At 60.7% G+C, this 22,544-nt stretch carries 19 protein-coding genes; 11 read left to right on the forward strand and 8 right to left on the reverse strand.

Annotated elements, in window-relative coordinates:
- Nucleotide 1 precedes the first annotated feature (1 nt).
- The 3 genes from DYL59_RS07180 to DYL59_RS07190 all read left to right on the forward strand — a co-directional run bounded on the left by DYL59_RS07180 (nucleotide 2) and on the right by DYL59_RS07190 (nucleotide 2,592).
- The gene (locus tag DYL59_RS07180; protein ID WP_003175519.1) at nucleotides 2-826 is read left to right on the forward strand and encodes a mechanosensitive ion channel family protein; all 825 of its coding nucleotides are present in this window, start codon (nucleotides 2-4) and stop codon (nucleotides 824-826) included.
- A gap of 87 nt (nucleotides 827-913) precedes the next feature.
- Nucleotides 914-1,504 carry an RNA polymerase sigma factor SigX gene (sigX, locus tag DYL59_RS07185; RefSeq protein ID WP_122485727.1) on the forward strand — a complete coding sequence of 197 codons (591 nt, stop codon included), beginning with the start codon at nucleotides 914-916 and terminating at the stop codon, nucleotides 1,502-1,504.
- A 107-nt stretch (nucleotides 1,505-1,611) separates the two neighbouring features.
- On the forward strand, nucleotides 1,612-2,592 hold the full coding sequence (locus DYL59_RS07190) for an OmpA family protein (RefSeq protein WP_135288544.1): 981 nt from the start codon (nucleotides 1,612-1,614) through the stop codon (nucleotides 2,590-2,592).
- A gap of 60 nt (nucleotides 2,593-2,652) precedes the next feature.
- Here DYL59_RS07190 and cobA read toward each other — a convergent pair whose 3' ends face one another.
- From cobA to DYL59_RS07215, 5 genes are all read right to left on the reverse strand, one after another.
- A complete protein-coding gene (gene cobA / locus DYL59_RS07195) occupies nucleotides 2,653-3,396 on the reverse strand; it encodes a uroporphyrinogen-III C-methyltransferase (protein WP_135288545.1) in 744 nt (247 codons plus the stop codon).
- A 26-nt stretch (nucleotides 3,397-3,422) separates the two neighbouring features.
- Entirely contained in the window at nucleotides 3,423-5,093 is a 1,671-nt protein-coding gene (locus DYL59_RS07200) for a bifunctional protein-serine/threonine kinase/phosphatase (RefSeq protein ID WP_135288546.1), read from the reverse strand.
- Nucleotides 5,093-6,304 (reverse strand): nitrate/nitrite transporter, encoded by a 1,212-nt coding sequence (locus DYL59_RS07205; RefSeq protein ID WP_135288547.1) that lies wholly within the window; start codon nucleotides 6,302-6,304, stop codon nucleotides 5,093-5,095. Before DYL59_RS07205 ends, DYL59_RS07200 begins: the two co-directional genes overlap by 1 nt.
- Nucleotides 6,305-6,516: 212 nt before the next feature.
- The gene (locus DYL59_RS07210; RefSeq protein ID WP_135288548.1) at nucleotides 6,517-7,092 is read right to left on the reverse strand and encodes an ANTAR domain-containing response regulator; all 576 of its coding nucleotides are present in this window, start codon (nucleotides 7,090-7,092) and stop codon (nucleotides 6,517-6,519) included.
- Between the two features lie 13 nt (nucleotides 7,093-7,105).
- Nucleotides 7,106-8,332: a CmpA/NrtA family ABC transporter substrate-binding protein gene (locus DYL59_RS07215; RefSeq protein WP_135288549.1), complete on the reverse strand. Its 1,227-nt coding sequence runs from the start codon at nucleotides 8,330-8,332 to the stop codon at nucleotides 7,106-7,108.
- Nucleotides 8,333-8,605: 273 nt separating this feature from the next.
- On the opposite strand from DYL59_RS07215, the gene sctC reads away from it, so the two are divergent.
- The 4 genes from sctC (at nucleotide 8,606) to DYL59_RS07235 (ending at nucleotide 12,210) form a co-directional block, all read left to right on the forward strand.
- Complete coding sequence (gene sctC / locus DYL59_RS07220) at nucleotides 8,606-10,024, forward strand: type III secretion system outer membrane ring subunit SctC (protein ID WP_135288677.1); 1,419 nt, start codon at nucleotides 8,606-8,608, stop codon at nucleotides 10,022-10,024.
- A 227-nt stretch (nucleotides 10,025-10,251) separates the two neighbouring features.
- On the forward strand, nucleotides 10,252-10,650 hold the full coding sequence (locus DYL59_RS07225; protein WP_135288550.1) for a winged helix-turn-helix domain-containing protein: 399 nt from the start codon (nucleotides 10,252-10,254) through the stop codon (nucleotides 10,648-10,650).
- On the forward strand, nucleotides 10,643-11,104 hold the full coding sequence (locus DYL59_RS07230; RefSeq protein ID WP_135288551.1) for a transglycosylase SLT domain-containing protein: 462 nt from the start codon (nucleotides 10,643-10,645) through the stop codon (nucleotides 11,102-11,104). Before DYL59_RS07225 ends, DYL59_RS07230 begins: the two co-directional genes overlap by 8 nt.
- Nucleotides 11,105-11,190: 86 nt before the next feature.
- Nucleotides 11,191-12,210 carry a quinone-dependent dihydroorotate dehydrogenase gene (locus DYL59_RS07235; protein ID WP_135288552.1) on the forward strand — a complete coding sequence of 340 codons (1,020 nt, stop codon included), beginning with the start codon at nucleotides 11,191-11,193 and terminating at the stop codon, nucleotides 12,208-12,210.
- 150 nt (nucleotides 12,211-12,360) lie between these two features.
- Here DYL59_RS07235 and rmf read toward each other — a convergent pair whose 3' ends face one another.
- Entirely contained in the window at nucleotides 12,361-12,576 is a 216-nt protein-coding gene (rmf, locus tag DYL59_RS07240) for a ribosome modulation factor (protein ID WP_002553055.1), read from the reverse strand.
- Between the two features lie 532 nt (nucleotides 12,577-13,108).
- Here rmf and rlmKL point away from each other — a divergent pair.
- Both rlmKL and DYL59_RS07250 read left to right on the forward strand, forming a co-directional pair.
- On the forward strand, nucleotides 13,109-15,373 hold the full coding sequence (rlmKL, locus tag DYL59_RS07245) for a bifunctional 23S rRNA (guanine(2069)-N(7))-methyltransferase RlmK/23S rRNA (guanine(2445)-N(2))-methyltransferase RlmL (protein ID WP_135288553.1): 2,265 nt from the start codon (nucleotides 13,109-13,111) through the stop codon (nucleotides 15,371-15,373).
- A gap of 205 nt (nucleotides 15,374-15,578) precedes the next feature.
- On the forward strand, nucleotides 15,579-17,978 hold the full coding sequence (locus DYL59_RS07250; RefSeq protein WP_135288554.1) for a sensor domain-containing diguanylate cyclase: 2,400 nt from the start codon (nucleotides 15,579-15,581) through the stop codon (nucleotides 17,976-17,978).
- Nucleotides 17,979-18,102: 124 nt separating this feature from the next.
- Here the strand turns inward: DYL59_RS07250 and dacB are convergent, their stop codons facing one another.
- Entirely contained in the window at nucleotides 18,103-19,563 is a 1,461-nt protein-coding gene (gene dacB / locus DYL59_RS07255) for a D-alanyl-D-alanine carboxypeptidase/D-alanyl-D-alanine endopeptidase (RefSeq protein WP_135288555.1), read from the reverse strand.
- A gap of 237 nt (nucleotides 19,564-19,800) precedes the next feature.
- On the opposite strand from dacB, the gene DYL59_RS07260 reads away from it, so the two are divergent.
- Nucleotides 19,801-20,145, forward strand: coding sequence for a YggL family protein (locus DYL59_RS07260; RefSeq protein ID WP_017134776.1), 345 nt, complete (start codon nucleotides 19,801-19,803; stop codon nucleotides 20,143-20,145).
- Nucleotides 20,146-20,181: 36 nt separating this feature from the next.
- Here DYL59_RS07260 and DYL59_RS07265 read toward each other — a convergent pair whose 3' ends face one another.
- Complete coding sequence (locus DYL59_RS07265) at nucleotides 20,182-21,372, reverse strand: benzoate/H(+) symporter BenE family transporter (RefSeq protein WP_135288556.1); 1,191 nt, start codon at nucleotides 21,370-21,372, stop codon at nucleotides 20,182-20,184.
- 318 nt (nucleotides 21,373-21,690) lie between these two features.
- Here DYL59_RS07265 and DYL59_RS07270 point away from each other — a divergent pair, with 318 nt between their 5' ends.
- The gene (locus tag DYL59_RS07270; protein WP_135288557.1) at nucleotides 21,691-22,455 is read left to right on the forward strand and encodes a GntR family transcriptional regulator; all 765 of its coding nucleotides are present in this window, start codon (nucleotides 21,691-21,693) and stop codon (nucleotides 22,453-22,455) included.
- The last annotated feature ends 89 nt before the right edge of the window (nucleotides 22,456-22,544 follow it).

The following is a 22,544-nucleotide window of genomic DNA, read 5'->3' on the forward strand; positions in this document are numbered from 1 at the left end:
TATGGAACTTGATCTCTGGACCCAGAGCCTGGTCACCGCGATGACCGCATTGTGGACCAAGGTGGCGAACTTCATTCCCAACCTGTTTGGTGCCCTGGTGCTGGTGTTGCTGGGTTTTGTCGTGGCCAAGCTGCTCGACACCCTGCTGTCCAAGTTGCTTGCAAAACTGGGCCTTGACCGCCTGATGGCCGGTACTGGCCTGACCAAGCTGTTGGGACGCGCCGGGCTGCAGGTGCCGATCTCCACGCTTATCGGCAAGATCGTCTATTGGTTTGTTTTGCTGATTTTTCTGGTTTCTGCGGCTCAATCCCTTGGACTTGAGCGAGTTTCAGCTACGCTCGACATGCTGGCGCTGTATTTGCCGAAAGTTTTCGGCGGCGCGCTGGTACTGCTGGTAGGCGTCTTGTTGGCGCAACTGGCCAATGGGCTGGTGCGCGGTGCCGCTGAAGGCGTGGGGCTGGACTATGCCGCCGGCCTTGGGCGAATTGCCCAGGGGTTGGTGATCATCATCAGTATTTCGGTCGCGATCAGCCAGTTGGAGGTCAAGACTGACCTGCTCAACCATGTGATTGTGATCGTTTTGATTACCGTTGGTCTGGCCGTTGCGCTGGCCATGGGGTTGGGGAGCCGGGAAATTGCCGGTCAGATTCTTGCGGGAATCTATGTGCGTGAGTTGTATCAGGTTGGGCAACAGGTGCGTGTAGGCGAGGTCGAAGGGCAGATCGAGGAGATCGGCACGGTCAAGACGACGGTGCTGACCGATGATGGCGACCTCGTGTCGTTGTCCAATCGGATACTCCTGGAGCAGCAGGTCAGTAGCCGCTAATCCGGCAAACCCTGCTAATGTACGCCGCCGCAAACCCGGCTGACCGGGCTGTGGCGGACATTGACCTGACTGTCGGCACGACTTGTTTTGAATAAAGCCCAAACGCTGTCCACGCGCTATGACCCCCGTGAGCTCTCTGATGAGGAGTTGGTCGCGCGCTCGCACACGGAGCTGTTTCACGTAACACGCGCGTACGAAGAATTGATGCGCAGATATCAACGCACTTTGTTCAACGTTTGTTCAAGGTATTTAGGGAACGATAGAGATGCGGATGATGTCTGTCAGGAAGTGATGCTCAAGGTGCTGTACGGCCTGAAGAACTTCGAGGGTAAATCGAAGTTCAAGACATGGCTATATAGCATCACGTACAACGAGTGCATCACGCAGTATCGAAAAGAACGGCGCAAGCGTCGCTTGATGGACGCGTTGAGTCTTGACCCCCTTGAGGAGGCGTCTGAAGAAAAGACGCCGGCACCCGAGGAGAAGGGCGGACTTGATCGCTGGTTGGTGTATGTGAACCCGATTGACCGGGAAATTCTGGTGCTACGTTTTGTCGCAGAGCTGGAATTTCAGGAAATCGCCGACATCATGCACATGGGTTTGAGTGCTACAAAAATGCGTTACAAACGTGCTCTAGATAAATTACGTGAGAAATTTGCGGGCGAGACTGAAACTTAGTGCGTGGCAAATATCTCTTACGTGTAGGCAAGTTCTGTTAGACTTGTCGCCGAGTTGTCCCCCGGTTTGTGGGACTGCTTTACAATCACCAGATGGGGATTTAACGGATGAAACTGAAAAACACCTTGGGCTTGGCCATTGGTTCTCTTATTGCCGCTACTTCTTTCGGCGTTCTGGCACAAGGCCAAGGCGCAGTTGAAGGCGAGCTGTTCTACAAGAAGCAGTACAACGATAGCGTCAAGCACATCGAAGACGGCTTCAACCCAGGCGCTCGCATTGGTTACTTCCTGACCGACGACCTGTCGCTGAACCTGTCCTACGACAAAACCAACCACACCCGTTCGAACGACGGTACTGGTAACCAGAAGATCAAAGGTGACACTGGCAGCCTGACTGCTCAGTACCACTTCGGTCAGGCTGGCGTTGACAGCCTGCGTCCATACGTAGAAGGCGGTTTCGGTCACCAGAGCCGCACCAACGTGCAGGCTGACGGCCACAGCGGTCGCGATCAGACCACTCAAGCCATCGTAGGTACCGGTGTTAAGTACTACTTCACCAACAACCTGTACGCTCGTGCCGGTGTTGAAGCTGACTACGGTCTGGACAACGGCAAGTGGGACTACTCCGCACTGGTCGGCCTGGGTGTGAACTTCGGCGGTAACGCTGGCGCAGTAGCTCCAGCTCCTACTCCAGCACCAGCTCCAGAGCCAACTCCAGAGCCAGAAGCTCCAGTTGCTCAGGTAGTTCGTGTTGAGCTGGACGTTAAGTTCGACTTCGACAAGTCCGTTGTTAAGCCTAACAGCTACGGCGACGTGAAAAACCTGGCCGACTTCATGGCTCAGTACCCAGCTACCAACGTAGAAGTTGCTGGTCACACTGACTCCGTAGGTCCAGACGCTTACAACCAGAAGCTGTCCCAGCGTCGTGCTGACGCTGTTAAGCAAGTCCTGGTTAAAGACGGCGTTCAGCCTAGCCGCATCACCGCGGTAGGTTACGGCGAATCCCGCCCAGTTGCTGACAACGCAACTGAAGCTGGCCGTGCTGTTAACCGTCGCGTAGAAGCGTCGGTTGAAGCTCAAGCTCAGTAATTACTGAGTGCTAGAAAAAAGCCCGGCTTAGGCCGGGCTTTTTTTCGCCCGCCATTTGCCTCAGGCGCTGGCTGCCGTTGCGAGGCATGCCGCTTGCCCGGCATCGGCAACACGGCCGATCACCAGGATTGCCGGGCTCTTCAATGCAAATGCCTGGGCATCTTCGTACATCCGCGACAGCTCACTGCGACATTCCCGTTGCTGGGGCAGCGATGCGTTTTCGATCATCGCCACCGGCATATCCGCCGCCATCCCACCCTCCAGCAGTTGCTGGCGAATGTCCTCCAGCTTCGCCACACCCATGTACACCACCAATGTCGTTCCGCCCTCTGCCAATGCGCGCCAATTGAGGCTGCTGTCGTCCTGAGTGTGCGCCGTGACCAGCGTTACACCCCGGCTCACCCCGCGCAGCGTCAGCGGCACTGCGCAATTGGTCGCGCCCGCTAGCCCGGCGGTGATCCCGTTGACCAGTTCCACCTCGATACCCCGTTCACGCAGCCACATGGCCTCCTCACCACCGCGCCCGAAAATGCACGGGTCGCCGCCTTTGAGCCTCACCACGCACTTGCCTTGGCGGGCATAACGCAGCATCAGGCGGTGAATAAACGCCTGTGGCGTGGAACGGCAGCCGCCGCGTTTGCCGACCGTGATCACCCGTGCATTGGCGCAATGTTCCAGTACCGCAGGGTTGACCAGGTCATCAATGAGCACCACATCGGCTTCACTCAAGGCCCGTACAGCCTTGAGGGTCAACAACTCCGGATCGCCGGGGCCAGCGCCCACCAGCCAGACTTTTGCGTTCATAGGTTTTTCCTCGTCCAGGGATGACGTCAGCTGTGAAAAAGTGAGTACAGCAACACCAGATTGATCAGCATCGAGACCAGGGCCAGCGTGCGCCAGACCTTCAACGGCTCGCGTTCCAGTAAAGGCCTTGGGCGAATGCTCAGCGCCTGCCGGTCTGCCTGCTCCAGTACCAGCAGCCATTCTTCGGCCGTTTCATAACGTTGCGCCGGTTGCGCGGCCACTGCTCGCTCAAGGCACTGGGGCAGCCAGTCCGGCAAATCGGGGCGATAACGGCTGGCGCTGACCGGCTGGGTGAACCTGGGGCGTTGGAATGCTTCGATTTCACCGTAGGGGTAATGCCCGGTCAGCAGGTAATAGAGGGTGACGCCTACGCTGTATAAATCTTGCTGGGCCGTAGGATGTTCACCATTGAATGCCTCGGGCGCGATAAAGCTCGGCGTGCCCGGCAGCACATGGGCATGATCTTCCGAAAGCCCAGGGCAGTAGGCCAGGCCAAAATCCAGCACGCGCAGTTCGCCATCGTCTCCCAGCAGCAGGTTTTCGGGCTTGATATCGCGGTGCAGGATCTGTCTTCGATGCAGTAAACCCACTGCCCGAAGCAGGCGCTCTGCAATGGATTGCCATTGCGCCAGGGGCAGCGGGCCGTGACGTTGAAGCAGTTCGGCAAGGGTTTGCCCAGGGTATTCACGCATCACGTAATACAGATGCTGGCGCCCGCTGGCGGCGTGGACTTCTGGAAAGGCACGCCCGGCAACCCTGCGCAAAAACCATTCCTCCGAGAGCAAGGCCTGGCCTGCGTCGGTGTCGTCGTCGCGGCTCAACGGCAGGGTTTTGAGCAGCCAGGGTTGTTGCTGGGCATCGCGTACCCGGTACAGCAACGACTGACGGCTGTGGGCCAGCACAGCGTCCACCTGCCAACCTTCAAAGTGTTGTCCGACTTTCAAGGCGGGTGGCAATGGCCATTGCTGCAATTGCACCAGGGCATCGCCAAGGGTGGCCGCGCCGAGGCTATCGACGCGCACCAGCAAGGCGCTGGCATTGTCCTGGCTGCCCGCCAGGTGCGCTGCGTTCACCAGCGTGGTGACTGCCAGGTCCAGGTTTGCTTGTTCACGCAGGATCGCGCTGATGCTGTGATCCCCCAGCGTTGCCCATACGCCATCACTGAGCAGCAGGAAGCACTCGCCGGCGCGCAGCTGGCCATCCAGGAAATCCACCACCAGGTGTTGATCCAGCCCGAGGGCCCGCTTGAGCACATGCTGCATGCCCGGCTGTTCCCAAACATGATCTTCAGTGATGCGCTGCAACTCGCCGTCCAGCCACCGGTATGCACGGCAATCGCCGACATGGGCCAAGGTGAAACGCTGGCCGCGAAACACGAGGGCGCTGAGGGTGGTGAGCAACGGCTGACCGCCTCCATTGGCCTGCAGCCAGCGATTCTGCGCCAGCAGCAAGCGCTCCAGCGCCTGGGCCACGCTCCAGGTCTGAGGTGTGGCGTAGTAGTCCAGCGCCAGGGCTTGCAAGGTCGAGCGCGCCGCCAGGCCACCGTCGGCGCACTGGCTCACGCCATCGGCCATGGCGCACAGGTAGCCTTTGCTGGCGGCCAGTTCGGCCACGGGCGTGACCACCCGCAGCGCGTCCTGGTTTTCTGCCCGCGGGCCGATGGTGCTGGCGTGGGCGACGCTCAGTTGCAGGCTCATCAGACCCGCGCAGCCGTCACGGCAGCCGAGCCCCAGGTGGTTCTCCAGCGGCGCTTCACGCCGTGCAGGCCAAACCAGGCGAGTACACCCAGGCTGGCGAACAACCACAGGGCCATCTGGTAACTGCCGGTGCTTTGCTTGATCGCGCCCATGCCCGCCGCCAAGGCGAAACCGCCGATACCACCGGCCATGCCGATCAGGCCGGTCATCACGCCGATCTCACGACGGAATCGTTGCGGCACCAGTTGGAACACCGCGCCATTGCCTGCGCCCAGACCGAGCATGGTGCAGACGAAAAGCGCCAGTGCCGCGTAGGAACTTGGCAGGTTGAAACCCACCGCCGCGATGCAGATCGCCGCCACGCTGTACATGCCCAGCAAGGTACGAATCCCGCCGAAGCGATCCGCCAGGGCGCCACCCAATGGGCGCATCAAGCTGCCACCGAACACGCAGGCGGCGGTGTAGTAACCGGCGGCCACCGGGCTCAGGCCATATTGGTCGTTGAAATAGCCGGGCAGGGCGCTGGCCAGGCCGATAAAGCCGCCGAAGGTCACACTGTAGAAGAACATGAACCACCAACTGTCGCGGTCGCCCAGGGCCTTGAAGTAGTCGGCCATGGATTTGGCTTTTGGCCGTTCAGGGGCATTGCGCGCCAGCCAGGCAAACACGATCAGGGTGAGGATCAACGGAATCAGCGCAAAGCCGAACACGTTGCTCCAGCCGAATGCCGCCGCCAGGACCGGTGCCAGCAACGCGGCGAACACCGTGCCCGAGTTGCCTGCGCCCGCGATGCCCATTGCCTTGCCTTGATGCTCAGCGGGGTACCACTGGGATGCCAGGGGCAGGGCGACCGCAAACGATGCGCCGGCCATCCCCAGGAACACACCCAGCAGCAGGGCCTGCTCGTAACTGTGGATGCCCAGTTTCCACGCGCCGAACAATGCACAGATCACAATCACCTGGCCGATCAGGCCAGCCGTCTTGGGCGACAGCTTGTCGGCCAGCATGCCCATCAAAAATCGCAGGACCGCGCCGGCCAGGATCGGCGTTGCCACCATCAAACCGCGCTGCTGGGTGGTCAGGTGCAGGTCGGCGGCAATTTGTATGGCCAGCGGGCCCAGCAGGTACCAGACCATGAAGCTCAGGTCGAAATACAGGAACGCGGCAAACAGGGTCGGGGTGTGCCCGGATTTCCAGAAGCTTGATTTCATCACGCACCTCAACGGTTGGGAGTCTTGTAAGAAGGCCTGGTGATGGAGCCGCCGCTGATGGCCGCCCCACCGGCCCCGAGCGATCAGGGCCAAAACGAAAAAACGCCGCCACCGGGTTCGCGTGGGCAAACCGGGTGTGCGACGTCTTTGTCGTGGAAGGGGCAACCGCCGTTGGTTACCTGTGACTATCCCTTAGCAAGAGCTGCGCCAAATCAGCCAAGCAGCTCGCTCATGGCGATGATCTGCTCAGCCACCTGGATCAGTTTCTGCTGGCGGCTCATGGCCTGGCGGCGCATCAGGGTGTAGGCCTCTTCTTCATTGCAGTGCTTCATTTTCATCAACATGCCCTTGGCCAGTTCGATACGCTTGCGCTCGGCCAACTGCTGGTCGCGTGCGTGCAGCTGCGCGCGCAAGGCCTGGTCACTTTCGAAACGCGCCATGGCAACGTCGAGGATCGGTTGCAGACGCTGGGCCTGTATGCCTTCGACGATATAGGCGCTGACGCCGGACTTGATGGCCTGGCGCATCACATCCGGGTCGTGCTCATCGGTAAACATCACGATCGGCCGAGGCTGGTCGCGGCTTACCAGCACCACCTGCTCCATCACATCCCGACCCGGTGACTCGGTATCGATCAGAATCACATCCGGGCGCACCGTTTCGACGCGTGCCGGCAGGTCGATGATCAGGCCAGACTCATCGATCACCTCGAAACCGGCTTCGATCAGCGCCGTTCGGAGGCGACCGACCTTGCGCGGGGTATCGTTGATCAACAGGATTCGCAGCATAGGTGGGCTCCTGTCAGCGCAAGGCTTGGCGGCTGGCGTGATCGACCATGGCATGCAGGCGGAAGCTGCGGGCGTAGCCGACAGGGTCCGAGCCGTCCCAGACCTTGCCGTCGATCAGTTGGCTACTGCGCATGTCCCGGACATTGGCGGCAACGCCCGTTGCTTCGGCCGCCTGGCGGTACAGCGCCAGTTGCTGCACTTGGCGGGCGACGCCCAGGTAATCAGGGTCTTCGCGCAGCAGGCCCCAGCGACGGAACTGGGTCATGAACCACATGCCATCGGACAAGTAGGGCAGGTTCACCTCGCCATCGGCAAAGAACCGCAGGGCATGTGGGTCTTGCCAGTGGTTGCCCAGGCCGTCGTCATAAGCGCCCAGCAGGCGCGGTTCAATGCAGTCGAGCGGGGCGTCGAGGTAGTCGCGGCCACTGAGCAGTTGGGCGGTGGAGCGGCGGTTTTCGGTGCTTGCTTCTATAAAGCGACTGGCCTCCAGGATCGCCATTACCAGCACACGCGCGGTGTTGGGGTATTGGTCGACAAAGGCCTGGGTGCAGCCGAGTACTTTTTCGGGATGATTCGGCCAGATCGCCTGGGTGGTGGCCAGGGTAAAGCCCTGGTTTTGTTTTACGGCGCTGGCGCACCACGGCTCGCCGACGCAAAAGCCATCGATGCGCCCGGCTTGCAGGTGCGCGACCATTTGCGGTGGCGGTACCACTACGCTGTCCACGTCCTGCAACGGGTGAATGCCCTGGCTCGCCAACCAGTAGTAGAGCCACATGGCGTGGGTGCCGGTAGGAAAGGTCTGGGCGAAGGTCAGTTTTGTGCTGCTTTGGTGCACGCGCCGGTCCAATGCTTCAGGAGTGATCACCCCTTGCTGTTGCAGGCCGTGGGACAAGTTGATGCTTTGGCCATTCTGGTTCAGCCCCATCAGTACCGCCATGTCGGTGGGGGCCACGCCGCCGATGCCCAGGTGCACGGCATAGATCAGCCCGTACAGGCTATGGGCGGCGTCCAGTTCTCCGCTGACCAGCTTGTCCCGCAGATTGGCCCATGAGGACTGGCGCTTGAGGTTCAAGGTCAGGCCGTAGGGTTGGGCGAAGCCTTGGGTGGCGGCCACCACAAGCGAGGCGCAATCGCTCAAGGCCATGAAGCCCAGGTCGAGGCTGCTTTTCTCCGGGGCATCACTGCCGTTGACCCACGCCAGTGGGTCGTTCATCGGGCTGTTGCCTGCCGAATCGTTCATCAACACCTACCTTCTCTTTCAAAAAAAAGCGCCGCTCCCTCAGATGGCGATGTAGGCCATTGCGGGTAACGACGCCTTTGTCCGTAAGCCCGCGCCGTCGTTGGTGCGTGCTCTAGTAGGGAGTTCATAGCAAGGCACATGCCATGGGTAGAAGGGCGGGGAGTGCCGTCAGCTTTCCATCAAGATTGAAACGGGGCGGCCTTTCAGTATGGCCGCTTCTTAACGCCAGGCCGCCCAGGAAACCCCACGGTGTACGCTGTCTCTCCCTTCACGATGCTTCGCTGCTGGCTGCTGCTTATCGTGCTGCTGCTGGGAAGCACGCCTGCCTGGGGCGAGGTCTATCAGGCGCAGGACGAAAGTTTGCATACCGTATTCACTGCGCTGTCGGTGCCCCTCGGGTTGCCCATCGTGGTCAGTCGCCAGGTGGCTCTCAAGCGTTTCAGTGGTGAGCTGGACCTTGATGCGCCGCAACGCGCCCTGGACGCGCTTGTTTCGCAGCAGGGCCTGATTGGGCACAACAATGGGCAGGCGCTTTTTCTCTACGACGCCAGCGAGGCCAAAAGTTCGGCAGTGGCCCTGCGGCATATTTCCGTCGACAGGTTTCGTGGCCTCATGCGCCGCTCCGGGCTCGATGAATCGCCCTATCCCCTGCGCCCGGCCAGCGCGCGGACGTTTTACGTGTCTGGCCCTGCGAGTTATGTCGACCAGGTACTGCGCCTGGCCCAATTGATGGACCGGCAGAGGGCCGCGCTGCGCGTGGGTAGCCAGTCGTTTGGCGTGGTGCAGGTGCTCAACACCCATGTGGCGGACCGTCAGTACGCCATGGGCGATGGCCCCGTCACCGTACCGGGGATGGCCTCGATGATCACGACCCTACTGGCCGGTGAGCACCAGGGACCGTTGGCCGACAGCAATCTTTCAGTCATTGCCTACCCCGACACCAACAGCCTGCTGATCAAAGGCCAGCCCGAGCAGGTAAAGATCATCGAGCAGTTGGTGGCGGAGTTGGACATGCCCAAGCGACCGATCGAGGTGGCGTTGTGGTTGGTAGATGTGGACCGTCGCGAATTGAAGACGCTGGGGCTTGAGTGGGACAGCGACGCCTCGACCACCCGAATCATGGAACCCTTGGAGGATGATCGCCTGATGGCGCAGATCGCCACGCTGGAGCGTCGGCGGCGGGCGAGGGTGGTCACGCTGCCGGTGATCCTCACTCAGGAGAATGTGCCAGCGGTGTTCCAGGACAATCACACCTTTTATCTGCCGGGCCCCGGAGAAGACCCCGTCGACTGGACGCCCGTGCGTTACGGCGCCCAGGTCAGCGTATTGCCGCGATTTGCACAGGCGCACCAGGTCGAGATGCTCCTGAAAGTCGAGGATGGCCGTCAGGTGACTGAGGCGGGGCAACGTGCAGAGCCGACTGTGGTAGGGCGCGTTGGGATGAGTGGCGTCGTGCGTGTGCCGCAGGGCAAGCGTTTGTGGGTGGGGGCGTTTCGACAAGAGACCCGCCTGGGGCGCAGTGCAGCGCCGGGTGGCTCGGCACGGGTTCGTCTGTTTGTGATTCAAGCCCGCGCCGTGGGTGAAGAGCTGAAAACGACGGCTGGAACCATCGGCCCGCCGCCTCTGACCGCACCCCAGTACGAGCGTGTACAGCGTGCGTTTGTCCGGCCTGGGCGCGATGTTTTTCCGTAGATAAGGAGGTTCGCTTAGGCGTTGAGTTTTACGAGGTTTATTCGGAGTGGGTGTCGGGCCGGTGTGGATAGAGAAATATCTTACGGATGAGCTTCGCAAGGCACTGGAATGTATGGGTTTTTTCCTAGGGTTGGGGGCGGCGCAGGTTTTTATAGTCCAGGCATTGGTCTGCGGGCCAGCAACGCAACGAAGGTTTTGAATGTGGGAAGTTGGATGCAGAGGTGTTTATGGCCGTCGCAAATGATCAGGGAATGACCACGTCCCTGGTCTTCTCCCATTGGACCCTGCATGCAGATGGTCGCCTGACCGGTGACGGCACTGATGTGCAGTTGCCACCCAAGGAGTGGCAGGTGCTGCGGCTGCTGCTGGTCTCCGGTGGTGCGCTGATGACCAAGGACCGGTTGTTGGAGATGGCCTGGCCCCAGGGGGAGGTGGCTGAAGAATCATTGACCCGTTGTATCTATTCGTTGCGTAAACATCTGAGGGCTGACAAAGGGTTCATCAAGACCATCTACGGGCGTGGGTACCGGTTTACCTGTGCGGTGAGGGCCGAATGGCAAGGGGTGGGGCGTATCGACCCAGTAGGACAGGTGTGTTTTGCCTGCGGTCAGGTCCGCCATGTTTAGGTTTTTGTCCGTGTGGCTGTTACTGGGCGGGCTGACGAGCGTAACCCCGGCCTTTGCCTACTGCTGGGGAGAGGTAGCCAGCCGATATGACATTGAGCCTGAGTTGTTGCAGGCGATTGCCGCTGTGGAGTCCGGGTATCGTGCCGATGCGATGAACCATGCCAACCGCAATGGCACCTGGGACATAGGGCTGATGCAGATCAACAGTATCCACCTGCCTCGTTTACTCAAGCTGGGCATTACCGAGGAGCGGTTATTGGCTGAGCCTTGCTTGTCTGTGGAGGTGGGGGCTTCGATTCTGGCCGGTTTCATCCAGCGCTTCGGTTACAACTGGACGGCGGTGGGCGCCTATAACGCGGGGCCGGGGGCAGGGCCCGAACGGGAGGCGTTGCGCATGCGGTATGCCCAGAAGATATGGGCGCGCTATGAGGCGTTGGTGTCGCTTCGCTACTGATGATTGGACGGCACGCCTCGCACGCAACCGGCTACCCCGGCTATAATCGCCGCCACCTTCCGCCGCCACCCGAGTCTAGCCCGCCCATGTATACCCTGGCCCGCCAGCTGTTGTTCAAACTCTCCCCGGAAACCTCCCACGATCTGTCCCTGGACCTGATCGGTGCCGGTGGCCGCCTGGGGCTCAATGGCCTGGTTTGCAAGGCGCCGGCGAAAATGCCGGTGTCGGTGATGGGGCTGGAGTTCCCCAACCCGGTCGGGTTGGCGGCTGGCCTGGACAAGAACGGCGCGGCCATCGATGGCTTTGCACAACTGGGTTTCGGGTTTGTCGAAATCGGCACCGTGACCCCGCGTCCACAGCCGGGCAACCCCAAGCCGCGTATCTTCCGCCTGCCGGAAGCCGAGGCGATCATCAACCGCATGGGCTTTAACAACCTGGGCGTCGATCACTTGCTGTCGCGGGTTCAAGCAGCCAAGTACAAGGGCATCCTGGGCATCAATATCGGCAAGAACTTCGATACCCCTGTCGAGCGTGCGGTGGATGACTACCTGATCTGCCTGGATAAGGTCTACGCCCACGCCAGCTATGTGACCGTCAACGTCAGTTCGCCCAATACCCCGGGCCTGCGCAGCCTGCAATTCGGTGACTCCCTCAAGCAACTGCTCGAAGCCTTGCGCCAGCGCCAGGAAGACCTGGCCGTGCGCCATGGCAAGCGCGTGCCGCTGGCGATCAAGATTGCCCCGGACATGAGCGATGAAGAAACCGTGCTCGTGGCCCAGGCCCTGGTGGACTCGGGCATGGACGCGGTGATCGCCACCAACACCACCCTTAGCCGTGTGGGCGTCGAAGGCCTGGCTCACGGCGACGAAGCCGGCGGTCTGTCGGGGGCTCCGGTGCGCGAGCAGAGCACCCATATCGTCAAGGTGCTGGCCGCCGAGCTGGCGGGGCGTTTGCCGATCATTGCCGCAGGCGGCATCACCGAAGGCAAGCACGCCGCCGAGAAGATCGCCGCGGGTGCCAGCCTGGTGCAGTTGTATTCCGGTTTTATCTACAAGGGCCCGGCGTTGATTCGCCAGTCGGTGGATGCAATCGCAGCATTGCGCTGATGCTTTAAGGTGGGAGGGGGCAAGCCCCCTCCCATATTAAAAAGGGCTCCATTAAGGAGCCCCCTGGGCCGAAGCCCGCCGCCCGGATGGGACGTGCGTGGTTAAGTCGTTAACGCTTCAACAGTGTAATGTCGGAATTGAGTGCCCTGATTAGCCGACGGCGTGAAGTTCGTTGAGTCTGTGGATTCCCGCAGTGCCAGTCATACCGTCCCAGTTGTCGCCGCGTCCTTCTCGCCAGCCGTTGATCCAGGCTTGGCGTACCGACGGTAGAGTAAATGGGCAAAGCTCACGGGATTTGCCATGAACGCCATATTGATATCCGCGTAAAAATGCTCTTTCCAACGGATCACGCTTAAGTCTTCTCATAGGGTGTTTCCCTCACTTGTTGACTGTCTTGATATCCTTCGACCTCGTCTGAGGTCGGGCAGAGTTTTTCTGCCGTTGGTGGGCTCGCTGCCGGCGTGGCGAGCCGATGTGTCGGCGTCGTTACGGCGCCAACCTGTGATGAGTTCTAACCAATAGGTCACATGGATTCAATGATCGTTTTGTCATAAGCACGTAACGATAACGATGCTATAGCCATAAGCTGGGATGGCTTTTCGCCCCATTTATTGGGCAAAGCCAGCTATGATGCACCCTGCGCAGAGGATGTGTTTAATCCTTAAGTGAGAATGTCCGTCCGTTGTAGTCGGTTACTATTCGACGAAGGGTCGGAATATTTCTTTTTGTTGCACCAGTTTATTCATCTGCCCCGTCAATCAAGGCCTCAAGGCCCGGCAGGCGGGGTGGGACGGCACATTCGTGCCACGCGAGCACTCTTCAAGAAAAGTGCTTGATTGAAAACCGAGCCGGCGATGCGTCGCCCGTTCATTTATTGCTGAAAAGCCTGGAATGCCCCATGTCGGACCGTTTTGAACTCTTCCTCACTTGCCCCAAGGGCCTCGAAGGCCTGCTGATCGAGGAAGCCGTCGGGCTTGGCCTTGAGGAAGCCCGCGAGCACACCTCGGCCGTGCGCGGCATGGCCGACATGGAAACCGCCTACCGCCTGTGCCTCTGGTCGCGCCTGGCCAACCGCGTGTTGTTGGTGCTCAAGCGCTTCCCGATGAAGGACGCCGAAGACCTCTACCACGGCGTGCTGGATATCGAATGGGCCGATCATATGGTCCCGGACGGCACCCTCGCGGTGGAGTTCAGCGGTCACGGCTCGGGCATCGACAACACCCACTTCGGCGCGCTGAAGGTCAAGGATGCGATTGTCGACAAGCTGCGCACCCCGACCGGCGAACGCCCGTCCATCGACAAGATCAACCCGGACCTGCGTATTCACCTGCGCCTGGACCGTGGCGAAGCCATCCTGTCCCTCGACCTGTCCGGCCATAGCCTGCACCAACGCGGCTATCGCCTGCAGCAGGGCGCTGCCCCGTTGAAGGAAAACCTGGCCGCCGCGATCCTGATCCGCGCCGGCTGGCCGCGCATTGCGGCCGAAGGCGGCGCGCTGACCGACCCGATGTGCGGTGTGGGTACCTTCCTGGTGGAAGGCGCGATGATCGCCGCCGACATGGCCCCCAACCTGAACCGCGAATTGTGGGGGTTTACCACCTGGCTGGGTCACGTCCCGGCGCTGTGGAAGAAACTTCACGCCGAAGCGTCGGAACGCGCCGCCATCGGCATGAACAAACCGCCGTTGTGGGTGCGTGGCTATGAAGCTGACCCGCGTCTGATCCAACCTGCGCGCAACAACATCGAACGCGCAGGCCTGAGCCACTGGATCAAGGTGTACCAGGGCGAAGTCGGCACCTTCGAGCCGCGCCCGGACCAGAACCAGAAAGGCCTGGTCATCTGTAACCCGCCGTACGGCGAGCGCTTGGGTGACGAAGCCAGCCTGTTGTACCTCTACCAGAACCTCGGCGAGCGTCTGCGCCAGGCCTGCATGGGTTGGGAAGCGGCGGTGTTCACCGGCGCACCGGACTTGGGCAAGCGCATGGGTATCCGCAGCCACAAGCAGTACTCGTTCTGGAACGGCGCATTGCCGTGCAAATTGCTGCTGATCAAGGTCAACCCGGACCAGTTCGTTACCGGCGAGCGCCGCACGCCCGAGCAGCGCCAGGCCGAACGTGAGCAAGCCGCTTACGATCAAGCCCCGGCCGAGCCGCAAGAGCGCCAGTACAACAAGAACGGCAACCCAATCAAGCCAGCCCCGGCTCCGGTGGTTGAACAGGCGCGCCTCAGCGAAGGCGGGCAGATGTTCGCCAACCGTCTGCAAAAGAACCTCAAGCTGCTGGGCAAGTGGGCCAAGCGTGAAGGCGTGGATTGCTACCGTGTGTATGACGCCGATATGCCGGAATACTCCATGGCCATCGACCTGTACCACGATTGGGTCCACGTCCAGGAATACGCCGCGCCCAAGTCCATCGACCCCGAAAAAGCTTCTGCACGCATGTTCGATGCATTGGCTGCGATTCCCCAGGCGCTGAACATCGACAAGAGCCGCGTGGTGGTCAAGCGTCGCGAGCGTCAGAGCGGCACCAAGCAGTACGAGCGCCAGAGCGCCCAGGGCAAGTTCACCGAGGTCAGCGAAGGTGGCGTAAAGCTGCTGGTCAACCTCACCGACTACCTGGACACCGGCCTGTTCCTCGACCACCGCCCGATGCGCATGCGCATCCAGAAAGAAGCCGCCGGCAAGCGTTTCCTCAACCTGTACTGCTACACCGCCACCGCGAGTGTGCACGCAGCCAAGGGCGGCGCGCGCAGCACCACCAGCGTTGACCTGTCCAAGACGTATCTGGACTGGGCGCGTCGCAACTTCTCGCTCAACGGTTTCTCCGACAAGAACCGCCTGGAGCAAGGGGATGTGATGGCGTGGCTGGAGGCCAGCCGCGATGAGTTCGACCTGATCTTCATCGACCCGCCGACCTTCTCCAACTCCAAGCGCATGGAAGGCATCTTCGACGTGCAGCGTGACCATGTGCAGTTGCTGGACCTGGCCATGGCGCGCCTGGCACCAGGCGGCGTGCTGTACTTCTCCAACAACTTCCGCAAGTTCGCGCTGGAGGACAACCTCAGCGAACGTTATGTGGTCGAGGAGATCAGCGACAAAACCATCGACCCGGATTTTGCGCGCAACGCCAAGATCCACCGGGCGTGGAAAATCACCGCGCGCTGATTGCCCCCCTCTGGAGGAGCGAGCTTGCTCGCGAAAAACTCAAGGTCGCCGCGTTTATTCTGAATAAACGTGTAGATCTCAGGTTCTTCGCGAGCAAGCTCGCTCCTGCAGGTGTTTTGCGCTGGTCAAACACTGGGCCTATCGCTATAACTTAAAGCCTAGCCAAAGTGACACCCCCCGCACGCTGGCGTTGTGAGTGTTGCCTATGCCGTTGCAAGCTGTTCGCCCGAAAATCCTAGGCTTTATCAGTGAGCAGGCGTCGGCTTGGCTGGTGGCGTTGGTGGTGGTGTTGGCAGGGTGTGCGCTCACGGTGATCATCGCCTGGGCGTCGTCCGATCTTTATGAGCAACAGGTGCGCCAGCGTTTTCAGTTGCTGGTCAATGAGCGCTATACCCGCCTGCAGGAACGCTTCGAGGACCAGGAACAGCGCCTGAACAGCCTGCGACGTTTCTTCGTCAATTCCGATGACGTTTCCCGCGAAGAATTCGACGGTTTTGCCCAACCCTTGTTACTGCGCACCCGTGCCTATTCCTGGGCGCCCCGGGTATTTCGCGAGCAGCGCAGCCAGTTCGAACAGCAAATGTCCCACCAACGCGGCGCGCCTTTTATCATTCGTGAATTGAACGCAGCCGGCGAACTGGCGCCCGCATCCGAGCGTGATGAGTACGTGCCGGTGCTCTACAGTCAGACCCAAAGCCTGCTGGGCGCGCCCCTGGGCTTTGATCTGCTGGCCCAGCCGCTGCGGCGCGTAACCCTGGAGCGGGCGCAAAAGACCGGCAAGCTGGCGGTGTCGCAACCCATGCAGTTGGTGGGGGTAGAGCCGGCCTACGCCACCGGGGTGTTGTTGGTGGCACCGGTGAGCAACCTGCCCGCTGCCGGGCAGTCCCAGAATGAGCCCTATGGTTATGTCATGGCGGTGATCAGCATGCGCCAGCTGGTGGCCGATGGTTTGCCCAAGCCGGATCGGGACAACCTGGTGATGCAGATCGTCGACACCTCCGACCTGCAAAAACGCGTGCTCTACGAGTCCAGCAATAGCGTGGGCGACAGCGACCTGTCTGCCGCACGGCGGCTAAGCCTGGGCGATCACGTGTATACCCTGAGCCTGCGCCCCAGCCAGGTGTTTGATCAGGTCAACCGTTCTTCCCTGTCCACCATCCTGACCATGGGCGGTTTGCTCAGCCTGTTGCTCAGCGCCTTGCTCTATGTGTTGGTGAGCCAGCGCCAGCGCGCGCTGAAACTGGTGGAGCAGCGCACCGTGCAGTTGCGCCTGCGCGAGCAGGAGTTGCGTGGTGCCCATGGCCAACTGCGCAGCGTTTTGAACGCCGCTACCCAGGTCGCAATCATTGCCACCGACCTGCGCGGTGTCATCAATACCTTCAACGCCGGTGCCGAACAGATGCTCGGCTTCAAGGCCGAGCAAGTCGTGGGCAAGGTGACGTTGGAAAGCCTGCACCTTTCGACGGAGCTCGAAGCTCGCTCTGCCAGCCTGAGCGTGACCCTGGGCAAGCGTATCCCGGCAAGTCAGGCGATGCTGGTGGAAAGCCCGGACACCCTGCACGAGGCCCGCGAATGGAGCTTGATCCGCCAGGACGGCAGCCAATTGACCGTGAATATGCTCGCCACCGTGCTGTTGGATGACCATGGCTTGTGGATTGGCCACTTGGCGATTTACCTGGATATCACCGAACAGAAGCGTGCCTATGAAGCGCTGGCCGCACGGGATCGCTTGTTGAAAAAGCTCAGTGCCCATGTGCCCGGCGGGATCTTCCAGTTCACCCTGGAGCCCCACGACAACTGGCGTTTTATCTACGCCAGTGACGGCATCCGTGACATCTACGAAATAGAGCCGGGCGTGCTGCAACAGGATGCCAAGAAGGTCTTCGAGCGCATCCACCCGCTGGATGTGGAGCGCGTGCGTGCCTCGATTCGCTTGTCGGCGTTGCAGTTGAGCCATTGGCGCGAAGAGTACCGGGTGCAATTGCCCCAAAGAGGCCTGCGCTGGATCCGGGGCGAGGCCACCCCGGAAGAATTATCTGGCGGCGGTACGTTATGGCATGGCTACGTGTCGGATATTTCCGATCTCAAACGGGTGGAAGAAGAGCTGCGTGCGCTGTCCATCACCGACTCCCTGACGGGCATTCACAACCGCCGTTATTTCCAGGATCGCCTCAAGGCTGAAATGGTGCGGCTCAACCGCACGTCGGGGGCGTTGTCGCTGATCATGCTGGATATCGACCACTTCAAGCGCATCAACGACCAGCACGGGCACGGGGTAGGCGACAGCGTGCTGCAGGAACTGTGCAAGCGCATCAGCCAGCGTGTGCGCCGCACCGATGTATTCTGCCGCCTCGGTGGCGAGGAATTCATGGTGCTGTGCCCCAACACCGATGGCGAACAGGCCTATAGCCTGGCGATGGAGTTGTGGCAGTCGCTGCGTGAGGTGCCGATGGAGCCGGTGGGTATTGTGACCGCGAGCTTTGGCGTGGCCAGTTGGCGCATCGACGAAGGCATTGACGGGCTGCTGCTGCGCGCTGACTCGGCGGTGTATGTGGCCAAGCAGGCGGGCAGGGATCGGGTAGAAGCAGAGCGAGTGCGGGCTTGAAGGCCGACGCAGGGCCCATGTGGGAGCGGGCTTGCTCGCGAAAGCGTTGGATCAGTCAGTACATCTGTTGCTGATACACCGTCTTCGCGAGCAAGCCCGCTCCCACAGGGTAGTGCGGCGCTCTCTATAGCACAGGCGCAGCCTGCGCGATTTTCGGCTGGCGATACAGGTCCAGCAACACCTGATCCAGCACCGACGAAGCGCCCCATGGCTTCGGATCATTCAGAATCGCTACCACCGCCCAGGTATTGCCGTTGTTATCGCGGCTGAACCCGGCGATGGCGCGCACGGTGTTCAAGGTGCCGGTCTTGACGTGGGCTTCACCGCGCATGGCGGTGGTCTTAAGGCGTTTGCGCATGGTGCCGTCGGTGCCGGCAATGGGCATCGAGCTGATGTACTCGGCCGCGTAGGGGCTTTTCCAGGCAGCTTGCAGCATTGCCGCCATTTCACGCGCGCTGACCCGTTCGGCGCGGGACAGGCCGGAGCCGTTTTCCATCACCAGGTGCGGCGCGGTAATGCCTTTCTTCGCCAGCCACTGGCGCACGACCCGTTGTGCGGCCTTGGCGTCGTCACCGTCGGCATCGTTGCGAAACTGCGCGCCCAGGCTCAGGAACAACTGCTGGGCCATGGTGTTGTTACTGTATTTGTTGATGTCGCGGATGATTTCCGCCAGGTCCGGCGAGAACGCCCGTGCCAGCACCTTGGCATCCTTGGGCACAGGTGCCTGGATGTCGCGGCCCTGGATGGTGCCGCCCAGTTCCTGCCAGATCGCGCGCACGGCACCGGCGGTGTAGGTGGCGTGGTCCAGCAGCGAGAGATAAGTCTGCGAGCTGCAGCCCTCGGCCAACTGGCCACTGACGGTCACGGTCACGCTGCCATCGGCGGCGGTGACTGGGTTGTAGCGTACGTCCCCGGTGCACTGCTTGGCGTTGGAGACCTTGACCTGGTTGTCGATGCGGATACTGGCAATCGGTGGCTCCACCGACACCAGCACCCGGCCGGAATCGTTGCGGGTCACGAAGCGCAGGGCCTTGAGGTTGACCAGCAGAGCATCGGGCTTGACCAGGAACGGCTTGTTCTCATCGTTGCCGTCGTCATTGAACTCGGGCAATTGCGGCGGAATGAAGAAACCACGGTCCAGTACCAGATCGCCGGTGACTTGCTGCACGCCGTTGGCACGCAGGTCACGCATCAGCAGCCAGAGTTTTTCCATGTTCAGCTTGGGGTCGCCGCCGCCCTTGAGGTACAGGTTGCCGTGCAGCACGCCTCCGCTGAGGGTGCCGTCGGTATAGAACTCGGTTTTCCACTGGTGGTTGGGGCCGAGCATTTCCAGGGCCGCGTAGGTGGTGACCAGCTTCATGGTGGACGCCGGGTTTACTGACACATCGGCGTTGAAGACGGTAGGCGTGCCGGGGCCATTGAGGGGGATCATCACCAGGGACAGGGCGGTGTTTTGCAGTTTGGCTTTGGAAAGGGCCTGCTGGACATTGGGCGGCAGGCTGTTGTTGACGGGGGCAGCGGTAGCATTGAAGGCCAGCGGAAGAAGAAAACCGGCGAGGAGTAATGGACGCAAAGATTTGATCATAAGGAATAAGACCCTACTGCTGAGGAGGGTGGAAAAAGGCGAGGGGTATGTAAGAAAATCCCTCATTGGTCATGAAAGTGTCGGCATTATGCCCCAAGGTGGGGCCACTTGTAGCTGAACGATAGCTGGAAATCGGCGTTTTTTTACAGGCATTTCGCCGCCCGTCCCAGAGAGTCGGGCAATCACCGCCTTAAACTGCTAAAGTGCCGCCCGTTATTACTTAAGAGGATTGTTCCAATGGCGACTAACCGTTCCCAGCGTCTGCGCAAAAAACTGTGCGTTGATGAATTTCAAGAGCTGGGTTTCGAACTGAACCTGGACTTCAAAGAAGACCTGAGTGAAGAGGCGACCGACGCTTTCCTCGAAGCATTCATCAAAGAAGCCATGGAAGCCAACGGTCTTGGCTATGTTGGCGGCGATGACTTCGGTCTGGTTTGCCTGCAAAAGCGTGGCTCGGTCAACGAAGAACAGCGTGCCGCTGTTGAAAGCTGGCTCAAAGGCCGCAGCGAACTGAAAAGCGCTGAAGTCAGCCCGCTGCTGGACGTGTGGTATCCGGAAAAGCCGATCAACGCGGCTAAGTGATACTGAAAAAACGGCGACCTTAGGGTCGCCGTTTTTTTATGCCTTGCGCCAATTCAGAATCAGCAGCGTCAACACCCCCGCCACAATCCCCCAGAACGCTGACCCGATGGAAAACAGCGTCAAGCCCGACGCGGTGACCATAAAGGTGATCAGCGCCGCTTCCCGTTCCTTCGGCTCATTCATGGCGATGCTCAAGCCATTGATGATCGAGCCAAACAGCGCCAATGCCGCAATCGACAGCACCAGTTCCTTGGGCAAGGCGGCGAACAATGCCGCCAGCGTGGCGCCAAACACCCCGGCAATCCCGTAGAACACCCCGCACCACACGGCGGCCGTGTAACGCTTGTTGCGGTCTTCATGGGCGTGTGGGCCTGTGCAGATCGCTGCGCTGATCGCCGCCAGGTTGATGCCGTGGGAGCCGAAGGGCGACAGCACCAGCGAGGCCAGGCCCGTGGCGGTGATCAGCGGCGAGGCGGGCACGTTGTAGCCGTCGGCGCGCAGCACCGCAACGCCGGGCATGTTTTGCGAGGTCATGGCCACCACGAACAGCGGGATGCCGATGCTGATGGTCGCCGCCAGGGAGAAGTGCGGGGTGGTCCACACGGGTGTGGCCACTTCCAGGTGGAATCCGCTGAAATCCAGCAGCCCCATCAGCCCTGACAAGGCCGTGCCGATCACCAATGCGGCCAGCACCGCATAGCGTGGCGACAGGCGCTTGATGATCAGGTAAGTGAAAAACATCCCCAGCACCAGGCCGGTGCGATGTTGGGCCGCGACGAAGATCTCGCTGCCGATCTTGAACAGAATCCCCGCCAGCAATGCCGCTGCCAGTGACGCCGGGATGCGCTTGACCAATTTCTCGAAGCTGCCGGTCAGCCCGCAGATCGTCACCAGCACCGCGCAGGTGATGTAGGCGCCGATGGCTTCACCGTAACTCACGCCGCCCAGGCTGGTGATCAGCAATGCCGCTCCGGGGGTGGACCAGGCAATGGTGATCGGCGTGCGATAGCGCAGGGACAGGCCGATGCTGCACACCGCCATGCCGATGGAAATCGCCCAGATCCAGGAGGAAATCTGCGCCGTGGTCAAACCGGCGGCTTGCCCGGCCTGGAACATCAGCACCAGGGAGCTGGTGTAGCCGGTCATCATGGCGATAAAACCGGCGACAATAGCCGATGGTGAGGTGTCGGCCAGCGGGCGCAGGGGCGCTTGGGTGGCGTCGGTCATGAAGGGTGTTCCTTGCCTTAAGTTGTAGGAGCGGGCTTGCTCGCGAAAACCGTCAACGATCACGCGTAGAGTCTGGGTGAACGTGGTGCTCTGGAGAGCTTCGCGAGCAAGCTCGCTCCTACAGTGGGAAATCGTGGATTCAAGCCTAAACTCAAACGTAACCACTCATTGCGATACAGCCGAAGCCGCAAACAGCCGTACAGTGTGTTGGCGCAATCGGTTGTGTACAATGTGCGCTGTTTTTAGGTGATACTTGCCAGCAACCCGTTGTTGCCGTATTACCGTTATTTCGCCGCCGTTCTCCAAACCCGAGTGCCCATGAACGAACAGTTGCAACCTCTCAAGAAAACCCCGCGAGCTGGCAAGGCCGGTCGCAGCGGCACCCAGGACGATATCGTCTATGCGCATATCTTCGAGGCCATCCTCGAACAACGCCTGGCACCCGGTACCAAATTGAGCGAAGAGGCACTGGGCGAAATTTTTGGCGTGAGCCGCACCATCATTCGTCGCGCCCTGTCGCGCCTGGCCCATGAAGGCGTGGTGCTGCTGCGGCCCAATCGCGGCGCCGTGGTGGCCAGCCCGAGTGTCGAGGAAGCCCGCCAGGTGTTCATGGCGCGGCGCCTGGTGGAACGGGCGATCACTGAGTTGGCGGTGCAGCACGCCACGGCCGAGCAACTGGCCGAATTGCGCCAGATGGTCAACGACGAACGCGACAGCTTCTCCCGTGGCGACCGGGGTGCCGGTATCCGCCTCTCCGGCGAATTCCACCTCAAGCTGGCCGAGGCGGCGAAGAACGCGCCGCTGATCAGCTTCCAGCGCAGCCTGGTGTCCCAGACCTCATTGATCATCGCCCAGTACGAAAGCGGCAACCGCTCGCATTGCTCGTACGACGAACACACCCAGTTGATCGACGCGATCGAAGCGCGGGACGCGGTGTTGGCGGTGGATTTGATGATGCATCACATGGATCACATCGACAGCAAGCTCAACCTCGATGAGGAGAGTGCTTCGGATGATTTGCATGCGGTGTTTTCGCATTTGCTGCAAACCAAGAAGCCGGGGCGTTCGTCGATCAAACTCTGATCGTCCTGACTCACCTGGGACAAAAAATGTGGGAGGGGCGGTGCGACGATTCGACTTGCTCGCGAAAGCAGTGGATCAGTCAACACATC

Origin of the sequence: Pseudomonas kairouanensis (assembly GCF_004682055.1) — a bacterium.
Taxonomy (GTDB): domain Bacteria; phylum Pseudomonadota; class Gammaproteobacteria; order Pseudomonadales; family Pseudomonadaceae; genus Aquipseudomonas; species Aquipseudomonas kairouanensis.